General features: G+C 59.9%; 22 protein-coding genes and 2 tRNA genes. 12 read left to right on the forward strand and 12 right to left on the reverse strand.

The genetic code is table 11. The features are described 5' to 3' along the window. The first annotated feature begins 45 nt into the window (after positions 1-45). The 4 genes from wecB to Syncc8109_RS03005 are packed head-to-tail and all read left to right on the forward strand — an operon-like array spanning position 46 to position 3,229. Positions 46-1,158 carry a non-hydrolyzing UDP-N-acetylglucosamine 2-epimerase gene (wecB, locus tag Syncc8109_RS02990; RefSeq protein WP_006852047.1) on the forward strand — a complete coding sequence of 371 codons (1,113 nt, stop codon included), beginning with the start codon at positions 46-48 and terminating at the stop codon, positions 1,156-1,158. Continuing rightward, positions 1,127-1,729, forward strand: a complete 603-nt coding sequence (locus tag Syncc8109_RS02995; protein ID WP_006849670.1) for a DUF1643 domain-containing protein — start codon at positions 1,127-1,129, stop codon at positions 1,727-1,729. The genes wecB and Syncc8109_RS02995 overlap by 32 nt, the downstream gene beginning before the upstream one ends. Beyond that, positions 1,729-1,974 carry a hypothetical protein gene (locus Syncc8109_RS03000; RefSeq protein ID WP_025362134.1) on the forward strand — a complete coding sequence of 82 codons (246 nt, stop codon included), beginning with the start codon at positions 1,729-1,731 and terminating at the stop codon, positions 1,972-1,974. The genes Syncc8109_RS02995 and Syncc8109_RS03000 overlap by 1 nt, the downstream gene beginning before the upstream one ends. Beyond that, a complete protein-coding gene (locus Syncc8109_RS03005; protein ID WP_025362135.1) occupies positions 1,964-3,229 on the forward strand; it encodes a sodium:proton antiporter in 1,266 nt (421 codons plus the stop codon). The genes Syncc8109_RS03000 and Syncc8109_RS03005 overlap by 11 nt, the downstream gene beginning before the upstream one ends. On the opposite strand, the gene gltX is transcribed toward Syncc8109_RS03005, so the two are convergent. The 6 genes from gltX to Syncc8109_RS03035 all read right to left on the reverse strand — a co-directional run bounded on the left by gltX (position 3,173) and on the right by Syncc8109_RS03035 (position 6,065). Beyond that, the gene (gene gltX / locus Syncc8109_RS03010) at positions 3,173-4,606 is read right to left on the reverse strand and encodes a glutamate--tRNA ligase (protein WP_025362136.1); all 1,434 of its coding nucleotides are present in this window, start codon (positions 4,604-4,606) and stop codon (positions 3,173-3,175) included. The two genes, Syncc8109_RS03005 and gltX, sit on opposite strands and share 57 nt — an antisense overlap. Before the next feature lie 21 nt (positions 4,607-4,627). Further along, a tRNA-Asp gene (locus tag Syncc8109_RS03015) sits at positions 4,628-4,701 on the reverse strand. 215 nt (positions 4,702-4,916) lie between these two features. Continuing rightward, entirely contained in the window at positions 4,917-5,105 is a 189-nt protein-coding gene (locus Syncc8109_RS03020) for a hyperconserved protein Hcp (protein ID WP_006043540.1), read from the reverse strand. Between the two features lie 37 nt (positions 5,106-5,142). Then, positions 5,143-5,215 (reverse strand) — tRNA-Trp (locus tag Syncc8109_RS03025). A gap of 60 nt (positions 5,216-5,275) precedes the next feature. Further along, the gene (gene rplS, locus Syncc8109_RS03030; protein ID WP_006850237.1) at positions 5,276-5,752 is read right to left on the reverse strand and encodes a 50S ribosomal protein L19; all 477 of its coding nucleotides are present in this window, start codon (positions 5,750-5,752) and stop codon (positions 5,276-5,278) included. Positions 5,753-5,777: 25 nt separating this feature from the next. Then, positions 5,778-6,065, reverse strand: a complete 288-nt coding sequence (locus Syncc8109_RS03035) for a hypothetical protein (protein WP_025362137.1) — start codon at positions 6,063-6,065, stop codon at positions 5,778-5,780. 53 nt (positions 6,066-6,118) lie between these two features. Here Syncc8109_RS03035 and map point away from each other — a divergent pair, with 53 nt between their 5' ends. Next, positions 6,119-6,964, forward strand: coding sequence for a type I methionyl aminopeptidase (map, locus tag Syncc8109_RS03040; protein ID WP_006851506.1), 846 nt, complete (start codon positions 6,119-6,121; stop codon positions 6,962-6,964). Here the strand turns inward: map and Syncc8109_RS03045 are convergent. Then, positions 6,945-7,682 carry an SDR family oxidoreductase gene (locus Syncc8109_RS03045; protein ID WP_025362138.1) on the reverse strand — a complete coding sequence of 246 codons (738 nt, stop codon included), beginning with the start codon at positions 7,680-7,682 and terminating at the stop codon, positions 6,945-6,947. The genes map and Syncc8109_RS03045 overlap by 20 nt on opposite strands. Positions 7,683-7,725: 43 nt before the next feature. On the opposite strand from Syncc8109_RS03045, the gene ebsA reads away from it, so the two are divergent. The 3 genes from ebsA to Syncc8109_RS03060 are packed head-to-tail and all read left to right on the forward strand — an operon-like array spanning position 7,726 to position 9,717. Then, positions 7,726-8,040 (forward strand): type IV pilus biogenesis protein EbsA, encoded by a 315-nt coding sequence (gene ebsA, locus Syncc8109_RS03050; RefSeq protein ID WP_025362139.1) that lies wholly within the window; start codon positions 7,726-7,728, stop codon positions 8,038-8,040. A 26-nt stretch (positions 8,041-8,066) separates the two neighbouring features. Further along, positions 8,067-9,164 (forward strand): phosphotransacetylase family protein, encoded by a 1,098-nt coding sequence (locus tag Syncc8109_RS03055; RefSeq protein ID WP_025362140.1) that lies wholly within the window; start codon positions 8,067-8,069, stop codon positions 9,162-9,164. 16 nt (positions 9,165-9,180) lie between these two features. After that, the gene (locus tag Syncc8109_RS03060; protein ID WP_006851763.1) at positions 9,181-9,717 is read left to right on the forward strand and encodes a hypothetical protein; all 537 of its coding nucleotides are present in this window, start codon (positions 9,181-9,183) and stop codon (positions 9,715-9,717) included. Here the strand turns inward: Syncc8109_RS03060 and Syncc8109_RS03065 are convergent, their stop codons facing one another. Next, positions 9,718-10,134, reverse strand: coding sequence for an MAPEG family protein (locus Syncc8109_RS03065; protein WP_198015266.1), 417 nt, complete (start codon positions 10,132-10,134; stop codon positions 9,718-9,720). 99 nt (positions 10,135-10,233) lie between these two features. On the opposite strand from Syncc8109_RS03065, the gene Syncc8109_RS03070 reads away from it, so the two are divergent. Beyond that, positions 10,234-10,731, forward strand: coding sequence for a YajQ family cyclic di-GMP-binding protein (locus tag Syncc8109_RS03070; RefSeq protein WP_006850457.1), 498 nt, complete (start codon positions 10,234-10,236; stop codon positions 10,729-10,731). A gap of 109 nt (positions 10,732-10,840) precedes the next feature. Here Syncc8109_RS03070 and Syncc8109_RS03075 read toward each other — a convergent pair whose 3' ends face one another. After that, positions 10,841-11,095 (reverse strand): hypothetical protein, encoded by a 255-nt coding sequence (locus Syncc8109_RS03075; protein ID WP_006849734.1) that lies wholly within the window; start codon positions 11,093-11,095, stop codon positions 10,841-10,843. A gap of 17 nt (positions 11,096-11,112) precedes the next feature. On the opposite strand from Syncc8109_RS03075, the gene Syncc8109_RS03080 reads away from it, so the two are divergent. Together Syncc8109_RS03080 and Syncc8109_RS03085 are read left to right on the forward strand one after the other, a co-directional pair. After that, on the forward strand, positions 11,113-11,523 hold the full coding sequence (locus Syncc8109_RS03080) for a phosphoribosyltransferase (protein WP_156915477.1): 411 nt from the start codon (positions 11,113-11,115) through the stop codon (positions 11,521-11,523). Then, positions 11,523-11,993: a nucleoside 2-deoxyribosyltransferase gene (locus tag Syncc8109_RS03085; RefSeq protein WP_006851855.1), complete on the forward strand. Its 471-nt coding sequence runs from the start codon at positions 11,523-11,525 to the stop codon at positions 11,991-11,993. The genes Syncc8109_RS03080 and Syncc8109_RS03085 overlap by 1 nt, the downstream gene beginning before the upstream one ends. Before the next feature lie 72 nt (positions 11,994-12,065). On the opposite strand, the gene Syncc8109_RS03090 is transcribed toward Syncc8109_RS03085, so the two are convergent. From Syncc8109_RS03090 to hemL, 3 genes are read right to left on the reverse strand one after another with little or no spacing between them, the layout of a single operon-like run. Next, entirely contained in the window at positions 12,066-12,485 is a 420-nt protein-coding gene (locus Syncc8109_RS03090; RefSeq protein WP_045172699.1) for a cytidine deaminase, read from the reverse strand. Then, positions 12,460-12,873 (reverse strand): hypothetical protein, encoded by a 414-nt coding sequence (locus Syncc8109_RS03095; RefSeq protein WP_006850993.1) that lies wholly within the window; start codon positions 12,871-12,873, stop codon positions 12,460-12,462. Before Syncc8109_RS03095 ends, Syncc8109_RS03090 begins: the two co-directional genes overlap by 26 nt. A gap of 58 nt (positions 12,874-12,931) precedes the next feature. Beyond that, positions 12,932-14,233 carry a glutamate-1-semialdehyde 2,1-aminomutase gene (gene hemL, locus Syncc8109_RS03100; protein WP_071823045.1) on the reverse strand — a complete coding sequence of 434 codons (1,302 nt, stop codon included), beginning with the start codon at positions 14,231-14,233 and terminating at the stop codon, positions 12,932-12,934. A 136-nt stretch (positions 14,234-14,369) separates the two neighbouring features. Between hemL and Syncc8109_RS03105 the strand changes: the two genes are divergently transcribed. Next, complete coding sequence (locus Syncc8109_RS03105; protein WP_006851600.1) at positions 14,370-15,821, forward strand: FAD-linked oxidase C-terminal domain-containing protein; 1,452 nt, start codon at positions 14,370-14,372, stop codon at positions 15,819-15,821.

Consider the following 15,821-nt stretch of genomic DNA (forward strand, 5'->3'; position numbering starts at 1 on the left):
TCTCCGGGTGTACGCCCGTAAACTCCAGCGGTCCGTCTGGATGGAATGGCTGAACAGCCTCGCGTCACGATCGTTCTGGGAACGCGTCCCGAGGCGATCAAGCTGGCTCCGGTCATCCGGACGTTCCAAGCCTGTGATGCATTGCAGATCCGTGTTGTCTTGACCGGTCAGCACCGAGAAATGGTGGGCCAGGTGATGGATCTGTTCCATCTCCAGGCGGATCAGGATCTCAATCTGATGGCACCCCGTCAGACCCTGACGCATGTCACCTGTGCTGCGTTGCAAGGGCTGCGGGAAGACTTTCAGGCCTATCCGCCGCAATTGGTTCTAGTGCAGGGCGACACCACCACGGCGTTTGCCGCTGGTTTGGCTGCGTTTTACGAGCAGATCCCGGTTGGTCACGTGGAGGCCGGTCTGCGTACCGACAATCTTCTTGATCCCTTCCCGGAAGAAGCCAACCGTCGGCTCCTTTCTCAGATCGCAACCCTTCATTTCGCGCCGACGCTCAAGGCCGAATCCAACCTGCGAGCATCCGGTGTAGTCGGGGAGATCGCCGTGACTGGTAACACCGTGATCGATGCCTTGTTGTTGATGGTCGAATCGGCGCCGGATGTTCACTTTGATGGCCTCGACTGGGATCAACAGAGGGTGATCCTCGCCACGGTGCATCGGCGTGAAAACTGGGGTGAGCGGCTGCACTACATCGCTGCAGGAATGCTGCAGGTGCTTGAGCGCTACCCCGACACGGCGCTTCTTCTGCCGATGCACCGCAACCCGACGGTGCGTGAACCGCTGCAGGCTCTGCTTGCAAGCCATCCCCGTGTCGTTCTGACAGAACCTCTGGACTACGACCGTCTCGTCGCAGCTATGAAGGGCTGCTTCCTGTTGCTCACCGATTCCGGTGGTCTCCAGGAGGAGGCCCCTGCGCTAGGCAAACCCGTGCTGGTTCTGCGGCGAACCACAGAGCGGCCGGAGGCCGTTGATGCGGGTACAGCCCGGCTAGTGGGCACCGATCCCGATGTGATCCTGGAGGAGACCTCGCGGCTGCTCGGTGATGCCACGGCCTATCAAGAGATGTCCCGCGCCGTTAACCCCTTTGGCGATGGTCACGCCAGCGAACGCATCCTTGAGTGCTGTCGGCGACAGCTCAGGGTCTGAAGCGTCCCTCAGCAGCGATTGCTGTTACCGCTGGTGGCTGCGGCGCTGCCTGGGTGCCGGCGACGGGTGCCTGCTTTTTGTGGGTCTGAATCCCTCGAGAGCTGATGGCCAGCGTGATGATCCGACCCTGCGCCGTTTGATCGGCTTCGCCAGGCAATGGGGATATCGGGAGTTGCGGGTGCTGAATCTGTTCGCTCGGATGTCGCCATCTCCAGCGGCGCTGCTGCGGGTGAAGGACCCCATCGGTGAGCAGAACGACGCGATCTTGAACCGCTGGTTCAACCACTGGTCCCGAACATCTGGGGTCGATCTCTGGTGTGGATGGGGGGCCAATGGGGGGCGATGGGACCGGGCTCAGCTGGTTCTTGGAAACATTCAGTGTTTGCTGCCGCAACGCCGACGCTCCGTTCCCGACTCGCCGCATCCTCTGATGCTGGGGCAGACGGCCTCGGGGCAACCGCGCCATCCGCTTTATGCCCCGCGTAACGCCTGTCTTCGCCCTTTTCTCTGGGCAGACCCGGAACCGATCCGTCATCCTGTGGGGACCGTGATGGATGTCTTTCCGCGCTGATGTCCCCTACGCCCCGTCGTTACGCCGTCGATCTCCACCTTGTGGGAGGGCAAACCGAACGGGTGTTTTTTCCGAAACTCGAGACCTTCCAGGTGTGGTACCAAGGGGTGGTCAATGCCGAGAACCAGGGCGGTTTCGTCAACGTTCCCCTCAGTGATCTGGAGGGCGAGTATCTGGTCGTACGCCCCCAAGCGGTGATCGGCTTGCGCGTGGAACCTCAGTTCTCCTCTGTCGATGACGCCTGAGCGTCTGGGCCTCCTCTGGGGCGTCACGGTTTCCTCGGGTGCTGCAGCCCGTTTTCTGGCGGCCAAGTCGGAATTTCCTGGGGTGGTGTTGCTGCTCCTGTCGGGTCTGCTGATCGGTCGCTCTGGTCTGGGTTGGGTGGAACCCCTTGATCTCGGCTCCGGGCTTGGAACCGTGGTGGGTCTTCTTGTCAGCCTGGTGCTGTTCGACGGTGGACTGAATCTGCGTCTGCCTGGAGACACGATCAAGGCCACGGTGCAGCGCATCGCAGCTCTGCGTCTGTTGATCTCCCTGGGAGGCGGTCTGTTGGCGGCCCATTGGCTTGCGGGCCTCAGCTGGTCGCTTGCGGCTGTGTTCAGTGCAATCGTGCTGGCCACGGGGCCAACGGTGGTCACACCCCTGGTGCGTCAAATTCGGCTCGCACCTCCTCTGGGCGAAGTCCTGGAGGCTGAGGGACTGGTGCTTGAGCCCATCGGTGCCGTTTTAGCCCTGCTGCTGTTGGAGCTTGTCCTTGGCAACCTGCACGGCTGGCGTGAGGTGATGCTCGGCCTGCTGTATCGATTGGGCGGTGGTGTGCTGATTGGCGCGAGCGTCGGCTGGCTGCTTTCAGAGCTGCTGCGACGGCTCAAACCCGATCAGTTGAAGGGACTGCCGCTTCAGCTCAGTCTGGGTTTGCTATTTCTGATGTATGGCGTCAGTGAGTGGCTGCTGCCGGAATCCGCCCTGCCTGCTTCAGTGGCGGCGGGCATCGTTGTGGGTCGACGTCCAGGCCCTCACACCGCTGAATTGGATGGTTTGATTCAGGAACTCGCGCAGTTGGCGATCACGATGCTGTTTCCGCTGCTGGCTGCTGACGTCTCCTGGGCTGAACTCAGTCCGCTGGGTTGGGGCGGCATTCTCTGCGTGCTGTCGTTGATGCTTGTGGTGCGTCCGATCGGCGTGGGTTTGGCCACCATCGGTTTGCCCTACAAGCTTGAGCAACGACTCTTTCTGGGTTGGCTCGCTCCGCGAGGCATCGTCACCGCAGCGGTGGCCTCTCTCTTCGCGATTCGCTTGGAGCAGGCCGGCATCCTGGGGGCAGGACGCCTACAGGGGTTGGTGTTCCTGACCATCCTGATGACAGTTGGTCTCCAGGGCCTCACTGCCCAGCCGTTGGCTCAGGCTCTTGACCTGGTCAAAGCTAATGATGACGAGCCTGCCTCAGCCGAGGCAGCGGCGCAGACGCGGCAGGTCCTCACCGATTCGGGCCAGCAATGACCAGGTGGTGATCAGATCAGGGCCTTGAAGACGCCCCAGCAGAGCGGCGCGCAGGGATTTCATCACAACCCCTTTCTTCACACCGGCTGCTTTGGCGGCGTCCCCCAGCCAAGCTTTGGCTTGATCGACATCGCTGCCGTCCCAAGGGTTGTTCTCGAGCCGCTGAAGCAGGTCGGCAATAGCTTCCTTGGCTCCTTCGATCGCGAGTTGCTCGAGCGCATCTTCCTGGAGCTCCGGACGATCAAAGAACGGTTCCGCCTGATCGACGCCATCTTTGAGCAGGGTGAGCGATGGCCCCAGCAAGGCGCAGAGGTCCAGGCACCAGCTCTTGTCGCTGGCAGGGGTCCAACCCCGTTCGGTCCAAAGCTGCGTCAGTTCCTCCAGAAGATGTTCCGCCGTCCAGCCGTGCAGAACCTGGGCATTCAGCCAGTTGAGCTTGTCCCAGTCGAAACGCGCCCCGGCTTTGTTGACGCGGTCGAAACCAAAAACGGCTGCGGCCTCACTCAAGCTGAACCGTTCCTCCATGCCCTCCGGTACGGACCACCCCAACAAGGTCATGTAGTTGGCGATGGCGTCAGGGGTGTAGCCCATGGCGCGGAAGTCGTTGATGGAGGTCACCCCATCCCGTTTGGAGAGCTTGCGTCCCTCGGCATTGAGGATGAGAGGAGCGTGGGCAAAGGTCGGCAGGGGCAGGCCCAGCGCTTCGTAGAGGAGCAGTTGCTTGGCGGTGTTGGCAATGTGATCTTCACCGCGGATTACATGTGTGATTTCCATCGCGGCGTCATCCACCACCACAACAAGGTTGTAGAGGGGATAGCCGATTTGATCCGCCGGGGCGCGACGGGCAATCACCATGTCTCCGCCAAGGTCTGAGCCCCGCCAGCTCATGTCGCCACGCACCAAATCATTCCAGTGAATTTCGGCAGCGTCATCAATGCGAAAGCGAATCACCGCTTCACGGCCTTCTGCCTGAAACTCCTGCTCTTGATCGGGCGTCAGAGACCTGTGGCGATTGTCGTAGCGCGGCGCTTGATTGGCCGCTTTCTGCGCATCGCGCATGGCCGTGAGTTCCGTTTCGCTGGCGTAGCAGCGGTAGGCCAATCCCCGATCGAGCAGGGTCTGTATGGCTTGACGGTGCTGACCCACCCGTTCGCTCTGGATGACGGGTTCCTCGTCCCAGTTGATCCCGAGCCACTGCAAGCCTTCGAGAATGTTTTGGGTGTACTCGGGCTTGGACCGCTCCTTGTCGGTGTCTTCAATGCGCAGCAAGAATGCTCCTTGCTCGTGCTTGGCGTAAAGCCAGTTGAAAACAGCGGTTCGCGCCGTTCCAATATGAAGCGTGCCCGTCGGGCTTGGGGCCAATCGAACGCGCACCATCGTGGCTCTTGGTGGTGAGAACGGGACCGACGGGATTCGAACCCGCAACTTCCGCCGTGACAGGGCGGTGCTCTAACCGGTTGAACTACGGTCCCAGATCCGATTCAGAACTCGCGAGACGCGCTCCGAAGAATCTGATCTGAGTCGCTTGCGCGACCTGATCAGTATCAACTGTCGCCCTGCCCCCCGTCAACAACTAAGCGATGGATCAGCCTGGTTTTGTAATCGGGGAGTTTCCACAAAAAATCCCGACGACAAAGTCGCCGGGACATAAGGGAAAACTTCGGCATAACGCCAAATGTTCACTGAGTCAGGGACGGAATCCTGCAGGTTCGATAAGCCGAACCTGATTGCCGCGGGCTGTGAATTCACGCCCTTGATCGCTCTGAACGACCACACGGCCGCCTGACTTGACGCGTATCACTCGGGCACGGACCCAGCCGAGGGCGGCTGACTCCAACACCTTCACAACATCACCAGGTTGAAGATCCAACTCCATGCTCAGAACCGGGAAACTGCACGAGGGGAACATCGGACGCGCCGTGGAGGACTCGAACCCCCGACATCAGGTTTTGGAGACCTGCGTTCTACCAACTGAACTAACGGCGCAAGGCGATGTACCCCTCAGCCAACGTTGAAGTTGGCAACTGATTGAACGAGGTCGAAACCTCAGCGATCGAAGCGCTGCTTCACGCGGGTGGCCTTGCCCACCCGTTCCCGCAGATAGAAAAGCTTCGCCCTACGCACTTTACCGCGCCGTTCCACCTTGATGGAAGCCACCTGAGGGCTATGCAGCATGAACACCCGCTCAACGCCGATGCCCTGGAAAATCCGGCGCACGGTGATGGTCTGGTTGAGGCCACCATGGCGCTTGGAAATCACCACTCCTTCGTAGGGCTGAACACGCTCCTTGTTGCCCTCGCTGATGCGAACACCAACGCGCACGGTGTCGCCCACGTAGATCTCAGGGAGATCATCCTTCTGCTGTGACGACTCAAAGGAGCGAATCAGAGCTTCAGGGCTCAGTTTCTTGGCAGGGGCATCGGAAGCCTTGCTGGACTTCGCCGCTGTGGCCTCAGGTGCTGTTTCCACAGCCGTTTCGGTGTTGTCGTCGGTCACCGCTGTGTCCTTCGAATCGGCTGCCATCCCAGCTCCGCGTTGAATCGCCAAACTATGAGTGTACCTTTCGACGCCATCGCTCTACCAGGAGCCCTGTGCCTGTGATCAGCATCCACAGCAGGCCGATTGCGTTGAGAAGAACGACGACCGGTTCCAGGGTGGACCCGAGCCATTCCCCCTCGTGCACCACCATTAACCAGTGAACCTGGTCCCGGCTGGCTCCGAACCAGTCCCGAGCCAGGCGGTAAAAGACACCGGAGAACACCGTCACCAGCAAGGGTGTCAGAACGAAGGGTGCAACGCTTCGATGCAGTTCCCGCAAGCGCACAAGCAGCGACATGACCGGCATCAATTCGGTTGCTGTTGATAGCGTGACGGATATTGGGCTGAGCCATGAATCTCTTTGCTGATCTTCTGGCATCCACTCAGGCAGCGCAGGGGCAAGTGACGGCGACGGGCCCTCGCATTCAGAAGCGTCGCGGTGTTGAGATCAAATCAGCCCGTGAAGTGAAGATCATGCGCCAGGCCAGTCACATCGTTGCCACCGTGCTGCGGGAGGTGATGGGAATGGTGGAGCCCGGCCAGACGACGGGAGATATTGATGCCTATGCGGAAAAACGCATTCGAGAGATGGGGGCGACCCCAAGTTTCAAGGGATATCACGGTTTTCCGGCGAGCATCTGCGCCAGCATCAACAACGAAGTGGTGCATGGCATCCCCAGTCCAAAGCGTGTGATCCGCCAGGGCGATCTGCTGAAGGTGGATACCGGCGCCTACTTCGAGGGCTACCACGGCGACAGCTGCATCACGATCTGCGTGGGAGATGCGCCCCAGGAAGCACAGACCTTGAGCCGTGTTGCCAAGGAAGCCTTGATGGCTGGTCTGAGCCAAGTCAAAGCAGGCAACACCCTGCTGGATATCGCTGGAGCCGTTGAAGACCACGTCAAGGCCAACGGTTTCAGTGTTGTGGAGGATTACACCGGCCATGGTGTCGGCCGGAACCTGCACGAAGAACCTTCCGTATTCAATTTCCGCACCGACGAGCTTCCCAACGTCACCTTGCGTCCTGGCATGACCCTGGCGATTGAGCCCATCCTCAATGCCGGCAGCAAGGCCTGCCGCACCTTGCGGGATCAGTGGACTGTCGTCACCCGCGACGGCTCTCTCTCGGCGCAGTGGGAGCACACCGTTCTGGTGACCAGTGATGGATGCGAGATCCTTACCGATCGGGGCGACTGAGGATCCGGCTGTAGGTCCGCCGTCCAAGCTCGGTCAGAGGCATCAAGACATAAGTCAATGGGTTTGGTGTCACGATCACCAGGCGAAATCCCCAGCTCGCCTGGCGCAGCACCTGGTTGGCGACGAAATCGGCGCCCATAATCCCAATCGGATTGAGCGACGAGCGAAAGGGGCCGAGCACCAGCTTGCGCAGTATCAGGGCTTCGCGTCCGGTGGCATCAAGCGCCGCACCGCGGATGCTCACCAGTTGCCCCAGCAATCGCTTGGTGAGTTCATACACGGGACTGACGGCAGGCTGAATTTCAGCCTCTGAGGTGTTGATCCACACCTCCTTCGGATAACCCTGCGGTGATGCTCTGCTGATGGCCTCAAATCGCTGCATCAGCCTCCAGCTGCTCAAGGTGTTGATCTCCAGCGCCTGATTGATCACTTCAGGGCTTTGGCCGCCCTGAGGATTGATCCCGTGGTTCAGCACCAGAACATCGAGCTCCTTCAGATCGGCGTCCAAGCTGGCTTCGTCTCCACAGCTCCAGCTCACCCAACAGTGTGGGCCGTCCGCTTGCTCTGGAGGTATGGATCCGTGGGTGAAACCGATGACGTAGGCGCCTGCGGAACGGAAGCAACGGGCCAGGGCTGCGCCAAGGGCTCCACGAGCGCCTGTGATGCCGATCCGTTTGCCGAGAAAGGGGGACTGGGCCATGGGGCCAGCTTGGGGCATCCTTGAAACGAGCGGAGCACGAATCAAGCACTAGCCGTGTCAGATGCCGCCCAACTGGTTCTGTTCGCTCTCTACTGCAGTGCGTGGCGCACTGCAGGGGCGGCGTCCGGTGTCCGGAAGCCATGGACACCTCTACGAACTCCGCTGGAATGAGGTTGCTGCAGCGATGGAGAGGCTGGACTGTCAGCTTGGTTTTCCCTGTCATCCCGAGGTAGATCTTGATTTGGCCGTCACCCCCCATCAGCTGGGGGTCTGGTTGATGGATTGTTCCCATCTGCAGCCAACGGAGACCGATTTGCCCAATGGGTTCTGGCAATGGTTGTTGATCGAGCGCGGAGATGCTCCTGAACAGGCCTAGATTCAGTGGTGTCAGGCATCACCTCCATGGGAACGACACTGTTGATCGGATCGTGTGAGCCGTTCAGCGGGAAGTCGGCCCTTGTTCTTGGAATTGCCCAGCAGCTTGCCCGTGCCGGACAGCAGATCAGGTTCGGAAAGCCCCTGGCCACAAGCCTGGATTGGGATCCGAACCAGGGTCCGTTGCCCCAACCACTCATCGACGACGACGTTCGCTTTGTTGGTGAAACTCTCAATCTGCCGCCTGAGTGTTTGATTCCTTCGATGCATCTGCTGTCGTCGACAACAGCTGCCCAGCGTCTTGGCCAAGGCGAGTTGGACGCTGGCCAAGGTTTCGCGGAGTTGCGTCAGCGCATTCACTCTGATGACGGACTCACTCTCTTGGAATGTGCGGGAAGCCTCCAGGAGGGATTGCTGTACGGCCTCAGCCTTCCGCAGCTGGCCACAGGTCTCGATGCCAAGGTCGTTTTGGTGCACCTTTGGCAGGACAGCCGCAGTGTGGATGCGCTGCTGTCGGCCAAGCAGACCCTGGGTGACCGTCTGGTTGGAGTGGTGCTGAATGCCGTCACTCCCGAAGAGGTCGACAGCTTGGAGCGACAGGTGGTTCCTGCCTTGCAGGGCCTGGGCTTGCAGGTGTTTGGCGTCATGCCCCGATCCCCTTTACTGCGCAGCGTCACGGTCGGCGAGTTGGTGCGGCGCCTCAATGCCCGGGTGATCTGCTGCCAGGAACGGCAGGAACTGCTGGTGGAAACCCTGAGCATCGGCGCGATGAATGTGAATTCGGCCATGGAGTTCTTCCGCAAACGGCGCAACATGGCCGTTGTGACAGGAGCTGATCGCACCGACATCCAGCTTGCCGCCCTCGAGGCTTCAACCCAATGTTTGATTCTCACTGGGGCTGGGGAACCTCTACCTCAATTGATCAATCGCGCGGAAGAATTGGACGTGCCCTTGCTCAAGGTGGAGCACGACACCCTGGCCACGGTGGGAGTGATTGAGCAGGCCTTCGGCCATGTGCGCCTGCATGAAGCCGTGAAGGCAACCTACGCCTTCCGTCTTGTGGAGGAGCATTGCAAGCTTGATCAGCTCTTCAATGCATTGAATCTGACGGTTCAGCACGCCTGATGGTTGCTAACTTCCGATGAAATCAGGCGGCAAGTTTTCCTTGGGTCAGTCACTGGATCTGCCGGCTCTTGATCGGGTTGACACGCTTGCGCAGGAACTCGCTCTTTTGCAGGACAAAAGCCAACGAAGGATTGCCATTCTCGGTAGCCGCCATGTGCCTGTTGTGGCGGTTCACCTGATCGAATTGGTGGCTCGCTCACTGGTGCAGGAAGGCCATTCTCTGATCACATCCGGATCTCAGGGGGTGAATGCTGCAGTGATTCGCGGGTGTCTTGAGGTGGATCCCTCCAAGCTCACCGTGCTTTTGCCCCAGAGCCTCGATCGACAGGTGCCTGAAATCCGAGATCTCTTGGATCGGGTGTTGCACCTTGTGGACAAGCCCGAGCAGGACGACCTGCCCTTGCCGATGGCCAGCAGTTTGTGCAACCAAGAGATCATCAACCGCTGTGATCAGTTGATCTGTCTCGCATTTCACGACAGTGAAACCCTGCTGGCGAGTGCACGAACTGCTGAGGACATGGGGAAGGTGGTGAGCCTTTTGTATTTCGACTGATCAGCCGGCGGCGCTGATCACGGCCCGCAGTCCCTCCACGTAGCAGATGCCAACGGCAGTCACCCCCGTAGCCCAACAAAGTCCCCTCAGGGGTGGGATGTTGCCGAGATAGGCAAACAGATAGATAAATCGGATGCCTGGCCAGATCCACGCTGCTGCGATGGCCGTGGGGCTGCTGACTCCGCTGATCAGACACAACAGCATGGCCGGTGCCCCCAGGGTCAGTGCTTCCCAGCTGTTCTCCTGTGCCCACACGGCGCGCTGCCCGAAGGCGGGCAGCCGTTCAAACATCGCCCGAGGCGCCTGAAGATCCGCCATGGTGAAGTCGGCTTTGGCCCGTCCGGCCCCGGTGAGCACGATGCTCACCATGACGACGGCTCCCATCAGGCAAAGGGCCCAGGCAAACGCAGGAGTCATGACATCCAATAAATCCCCGGGACCCTAACGGGCTCGGGTGGACCACACCCTGCTGGTGATCGATGGGTTTCTAAACTGGAGGATCGACAGGTTTGCGACATGGCTAGCACTTATTCCTTCGATGTGGTCTCTGACTTTGATCGTCAGGAGCTGGTGAACACTCTTGATCAGGTTCGTCGTGATGTTGGCAACCGTTATGACCTCAAGGATTCCGGCACCGAGATCGATCTTGAGGAAACGGAGCTGGTGATCACCACGGCCAGTGATATGACGCTTCAGGCGGTGGAGGATGTGCTGCGAACCAAAGCGACCAAACGCAACCTCTCCCTCAAGATTTTCGATTTTCAAACACCTGAAACCGTCGGAGGTAATCGGGTGAAGCAGGTGGTGAAGCTGCGTAAGGGCCTCAGTCAGGAGATTGCGAAGAAGTTGAGCAAGATGGTGCGCGATGAGCTCAAAAAGGTGACGGTGGCGATTCAGGGTGAAAGTGTGCGGATCACGGGTAAGAGCAAAGATGACTTGCAAGCCGCGATTCAGCTCGTCAAGAGTAAGGAGGATGACCTTGATGTTCCTCTGCAGTTTGAGAACTATCGCTGATTAAAAGAAAGACTGGTCGGTGATCAACAACGAGTTTTGAAATTGCTCCGGCAGGATGTTCAGTCTCGTCGATCATGGTTGGGACGTTTTTTTTGCTGAGGGGCGACGTTTAAGCACTCAGGTCCCGGGCTCGTCGGGCATCGATGATCTTTGCCAGTTCCAGCACATAGCCGGCGGTGCACCAGCGCCCATGACTGCGGGATCGGTTTTCAGGGTCCGAACGGATCTCAGCGGTCTCTGCCATTACTAAATCCAGCTCTCCCTGCGGCAGGTCATAGAGCTCCTGTAATTCCAGTTCGCGGTTGAGCAGATGGCTGCGAAACCATTTGCGATTTTGTTCTTGGGGCGGGATATCTCGGCTCAAGGGGCATCACAGCGTGGATGTGTCATTCTCCGGCTATGCGGGTACTGAGCTGGGCCCAATTCGATCAGGCGGTGCAGCAGTTGGCTTCACGCTTTGCCGGTTCTGCGGTGACCGGCGTTTATGGGGTCCCCCGTGGGGGCCTGTGCCTTGCCGTAGCCCTCAGCCATGCCATCGATCGCCCCTTGCTCTCAGCACCCGAGCCATCAGCCCTGATTGTGGATGATGTCTATGAAACGGGACGCACCTTGCAGGCATTGAAAGCTGAGGTGCCGCAGGCGTCCTTTGCGGTTTGGGTCAGCAAGGGGCATCCTGATTGGTGGGTGGCAGTCGAGGTTGCTGAGTCGTCGGAATGGCTGGTGTTTCCTTGGGAAAACCTGGAGCTGGCCCGTGCCGATGAGCAGGAGTATCGCGCCTCCCGATGCCTGTGATGTACAACAGTGCACGCACCATTTATCTGGCGTCTCCGTACGGCTTTTCTGAGCAGTGGAAGCGGCTGTTGTTGCCGGAGTTCATCGCGGCATTGGAAGCCCTCGGGTTGGAGGTCTGGGAGCCCTTTGCGCGCAACGGTCAGGTGAATCTGGCGGAACCGGGATGGGCCTATCGCGTCGCGCAGCGGGACCTGCAGGATGTGCGTGATGCTGATGCGCTGTTCGCCATCGTGAATGGAACGCCTCCCGATGAGGGGGTCATGGTGGAGCTTGGTGCCGCCATTGCCCTGGGTAAACCCACCTTCCTGTTTCGGGATGATTTCCGCAGGTGCACCGATTCCGAGCAGTATCCGCTCAACTTGATGGTGTTTGCCGGTCTCCCTGAAAGGGAATGGCAGAAGTACGTCTACAGCGATGTCTCTGACATCAATGATCCCGACAAAGCCTTGGCTTGTTGGGCGCGATCCTGATGTTCGGGTGAATCGTGGTCTGTTGATGCTGCTCGCTCTTGGATGAGTGCTTCAGGGTTGTGATGGTGACGATCAGTCGATGTTTGGTTGTGTCAGCTCAAAGGGAGCAGGAAGGAGTTGTTCGAGTTGCTTTGTGCCCACACCATCGATGCTCACCTTGGCCTTGCTTGGCAGAAGTTCCTGCATCACCTGACGGCAGGCGCCACATGGCATGCGGGACCCTGGGACTGCATCGCTCTGGGTATCGATGCAGCTCACGGCCAGTTCAAGCGGTTTTTTGCCCTGGCTGATCGCCGAGAAAAGGGCGACCCTCTCTGCACAGATGCTCAGGCCATAACTGGCACTTTCCACATTGCAGCCTTCGATCACACTGCCGTCATCACACCGCACTGCGGCCCCCACGTGGAAGTTCGAGTAGGGGCAATGGGCACGTTCGGCGGCCTGGCGCGCTCGAACCAGTAAAGACTCAGCGTTGTTCTCGGCAGGAGCCATGGGCCGTTTCAAAAAGACTGCTCAGGGTTTTCGTCCCAGCCGATTGGGTCAGCCGGGATTGCTGGCTGAGTTCAAATCCCTTTTGAACATCAATGACCAGATCTCCGCTGTCAGCGACACGAGTCTCCTGGGCAGTTCTGCTGGAGTTGCCCGAGTCATTGAATGCCAGCGCTCCTAATGAGGCTTTATGGGACCAGTGATAGGTCATGCGAGAACCCGCGATCTGCTTGACACCGGAACTGCTGAAGAGCTCCACCAGGGGGGTGAGTCTGCTGTCGATCACCGTCTCCGGTTCAATAGCAGGGTTCTCACCCCGCTCAACCCGAAACTGCTGCTGCTCGAGCTGTCGGATACCTGCAATCGGGCGGCCAGACCACCGAGCCTCCACTCTCTGAATGGTGCAGACCAGTGGATGTAGAGGAGGTGCTGAGGCCAGCACGGAATGATCAGGCCACAGCCGCGAAGCTTTCGCGGAAGGCGTTGATCGTGGCTTCGATGTCGGCGTCGGAGTGAGCCAGGGACGTAAAACCGGCTTCGAAGGCTGACGGTGCGAGGTAGATGCCCCGCTCGAGCATGGCCCGATGCAGTTTGCCGAAGCGTTCTGAATCCGTGCTCTTGGCTTCTTCAAAATTGCGCACGGGGCCCTCGCAGAGGAAGAAGCCGAACATGGCGCTGACGCTGGCCGCGGTGATCGGCATGCCAGCGGATTGGGCGGCGTCCTTGATGCCCGCCACAAGCTTCTGGGTTGTTGCCGTCAGCTTCTCGTAGGTGCCGGGCTGCTTGAGCAGTTCCAGGGTCTTGATGCCGGCGGTCATCGCCAGGGGGTTGCCACTGAGAGTCCCGGCCTGATACATCGGGCCAGCGGGGGCCACCATTCCCATGATGTCGGCGCGGCCGCCGTAGGCGCCGACGGGAAGTCCGCCACCGATCACCTTGCCCATGGTCGTGAGATCTGGGGTGACCCCGAAATGTGCCTGGGCACCGCCGTAACTGATCCGGAAGCCGGTCATCACCTCGTCAAACACCAGCAGAGCGCCGTGCTCTTTGGTGAGTTCCCGCAGACCCTCAAGGAAGCCGGGTTCGGGTTGAATGAAGCCGGCGTTGCCGACGATCGGCTCGAGGATTACGCCCGCGATGGCGTCGGGGTTCTCGGCGAACAGGGCCTTAACGGCTTCGAGGTCGTTGTAAGGCGCCGTGAGGGTGTTGGCCGTGGTGCTGCGCGGGACACCGGGGGAGTCGGGCAGGCCGAGTGTGGCCACACCGGAACCGGCTTTCACCAGGAACATGTCCGCATGGCCGTGATAGCAGCCCTCGAACTTGATCACCTTGTCGCGGCCCGTGTAAGCACGGATCAGGCGCAACACAGCCATGCAGGCTTCGGTACCGCTGTTGACGAAGCGCACCATCTCAACGCTGGGTACAGCGTCGATCACCATTTCGGCCAGGGTGTTTTCCAGGGCACAAGGTGCTCCGAAGCTGGTGCCCTTCTCGATCGCTTCCTGCAGTGCTGCGATCACCTCGGGGTGGGCGTGGCCGCAGATGGCCGGTCCCCAGCTGCCGATGTAGTCGATGTACTTATTGCCATCCACGTCCCAGGCATAGGGACCCTTCACCCGATCGAACACGATCGGCTGACCGCCAACCGACTTGAACGCCCGCACAGGGGAGCTGACACCTCCGGGCATCAGGGCCTGTGCTGCGCCGAAGATGGCCTGGGAGTGGCTGGTGTTCAACGCGGGAGCTGTCACTGGAACCGACGCCAAAGGGCTGATGCAAACCGTGCAACATCCTGACTCAGGAACGACCGGTTCCGTTTGCTGTGTTTCTTAATTGCCCACTTCGCACGCATTTTGATGCGTAGTCTTTGATCAGATCGAGATCGATGTGGCCCACGACTGGTCAGTGCTGGAGAGGGATCTGCGCCGATGTCTGCCCCCTCGGGCCATCGTGGCGAAGCGTCAGGAACTGCTCAGTTACGACTGTGACGGACTGACGCTTGAGCGCCACTGTCCGCCCCTGGCGGTGCTGCCGGAGACCACCGAACAGGTCGCTGCGGTGTTGCAGTGCTGCCATCAACACGGTGTGCCGTTTGTGGCTCGTGGAAGCGGCACCGGCCTCTCGGGGGGAGCGTTGGTGGATCAGCAGGCGCTTCTGGTGGTGACCAGTCGCATGCGTCGTGTGCTCGACCTTGATCTTGCCAATCAGCGGGTCACGGTGCAGCCCGGGGTCATCAACAGCTGGGTGACGCGCGCCGTTGCAGGAGAGGGGTTCTATTACGCCCCGGATCCCTCCAGCCAGGTGGTTTGCAGCATCGGCGGCAATGTGGCGGAAAATTCCGGCGGGGTGCACTGCCTCAAATACGGCGTGACCAGCAATCACGTTCTGGGGCTTGAGGTGGTCCTGCCCGACGGAACCATCACGCAGTTGGGCAACGGGCTGGCCGAATCCTCCGAACTGGACCTACGTGGTGCGTTCATCGGCAGCGAAGGAACGCTGGGCATCGCGACGGCCATCACCCTTCGCCTGCTTCGGGCTCCAGAGTGCGTGAACGTGCTCTTGGCGGATTTCGCCACGATGGAAGCGGCAGGGGAAGCGGTGCGATCGGTCACCGCGAGCGGCCTCCTGCCGGCGGGGATGGAAATCATGGATAACGTCACCATCAACGCCGTCAATGATTTCTTCGGCTACGACGAGTACCCCCGTGATGCCGCGGCTGTCCTTCTTATTGAGATTGATGGGCAAGAGGCTGAGGTTCAGGCCTCTTCTGAGCGGGCCGAGGCGCTTTGTCGCGCGGCAGGTACCCGTGGGCTGCGTCGGGCCCAAGACCCCACGGAATGCGCGGTGCTCTGGAAAGGCCGCAAATCTGCGTTTTCAGCGGTGGGAAAAATCACGCCGACCTATTACGTTCAAGACGGTGTCGTTCCCCGCAGCAGCCTTCCGTCGGTGCTTGCGGCGATTGAACGGCTCAGCCAAGAGCACGGCCTGCCTGTGGCCAATGTTTTCCATGCCGGCGATGGCAACCTCCATCCGCTGATCCTGTATTCACTGGACCAGCCCAACGTGGAGCGGAGCGTGAAGGAGCTCGGTGCTGCCATCCTGCGGGTGTGTCTTGATGCCGGTGGCAGCATCAGTGGAGAGCACGGCGTCGGCGCCGACAAGCGCTGCTATCTCGACTGGATGTTCACCCCCGACGACCTGGAAACGATGGGGCTGTTGCGGTCTGCTTTTGATCCAGACAACCGTGCCAATCCCGGCAAGGTGCTGCCCACGCCGCGCACCTGCGGTGAATCGGCGAAACGGATGGTGACGCTCCCCGTCAGCGTCGATGTCTACTGA

Origin of the sequence: Synechococcus sp. WH 8109 (assembly GCF_000161795.2) — a bacterium.
Classification (GTDB): Bacteria; Cyanobacteriota; Cyanobacteriia; order PCC-6307; family Cyanobiaceae; genus Parasynechococcus.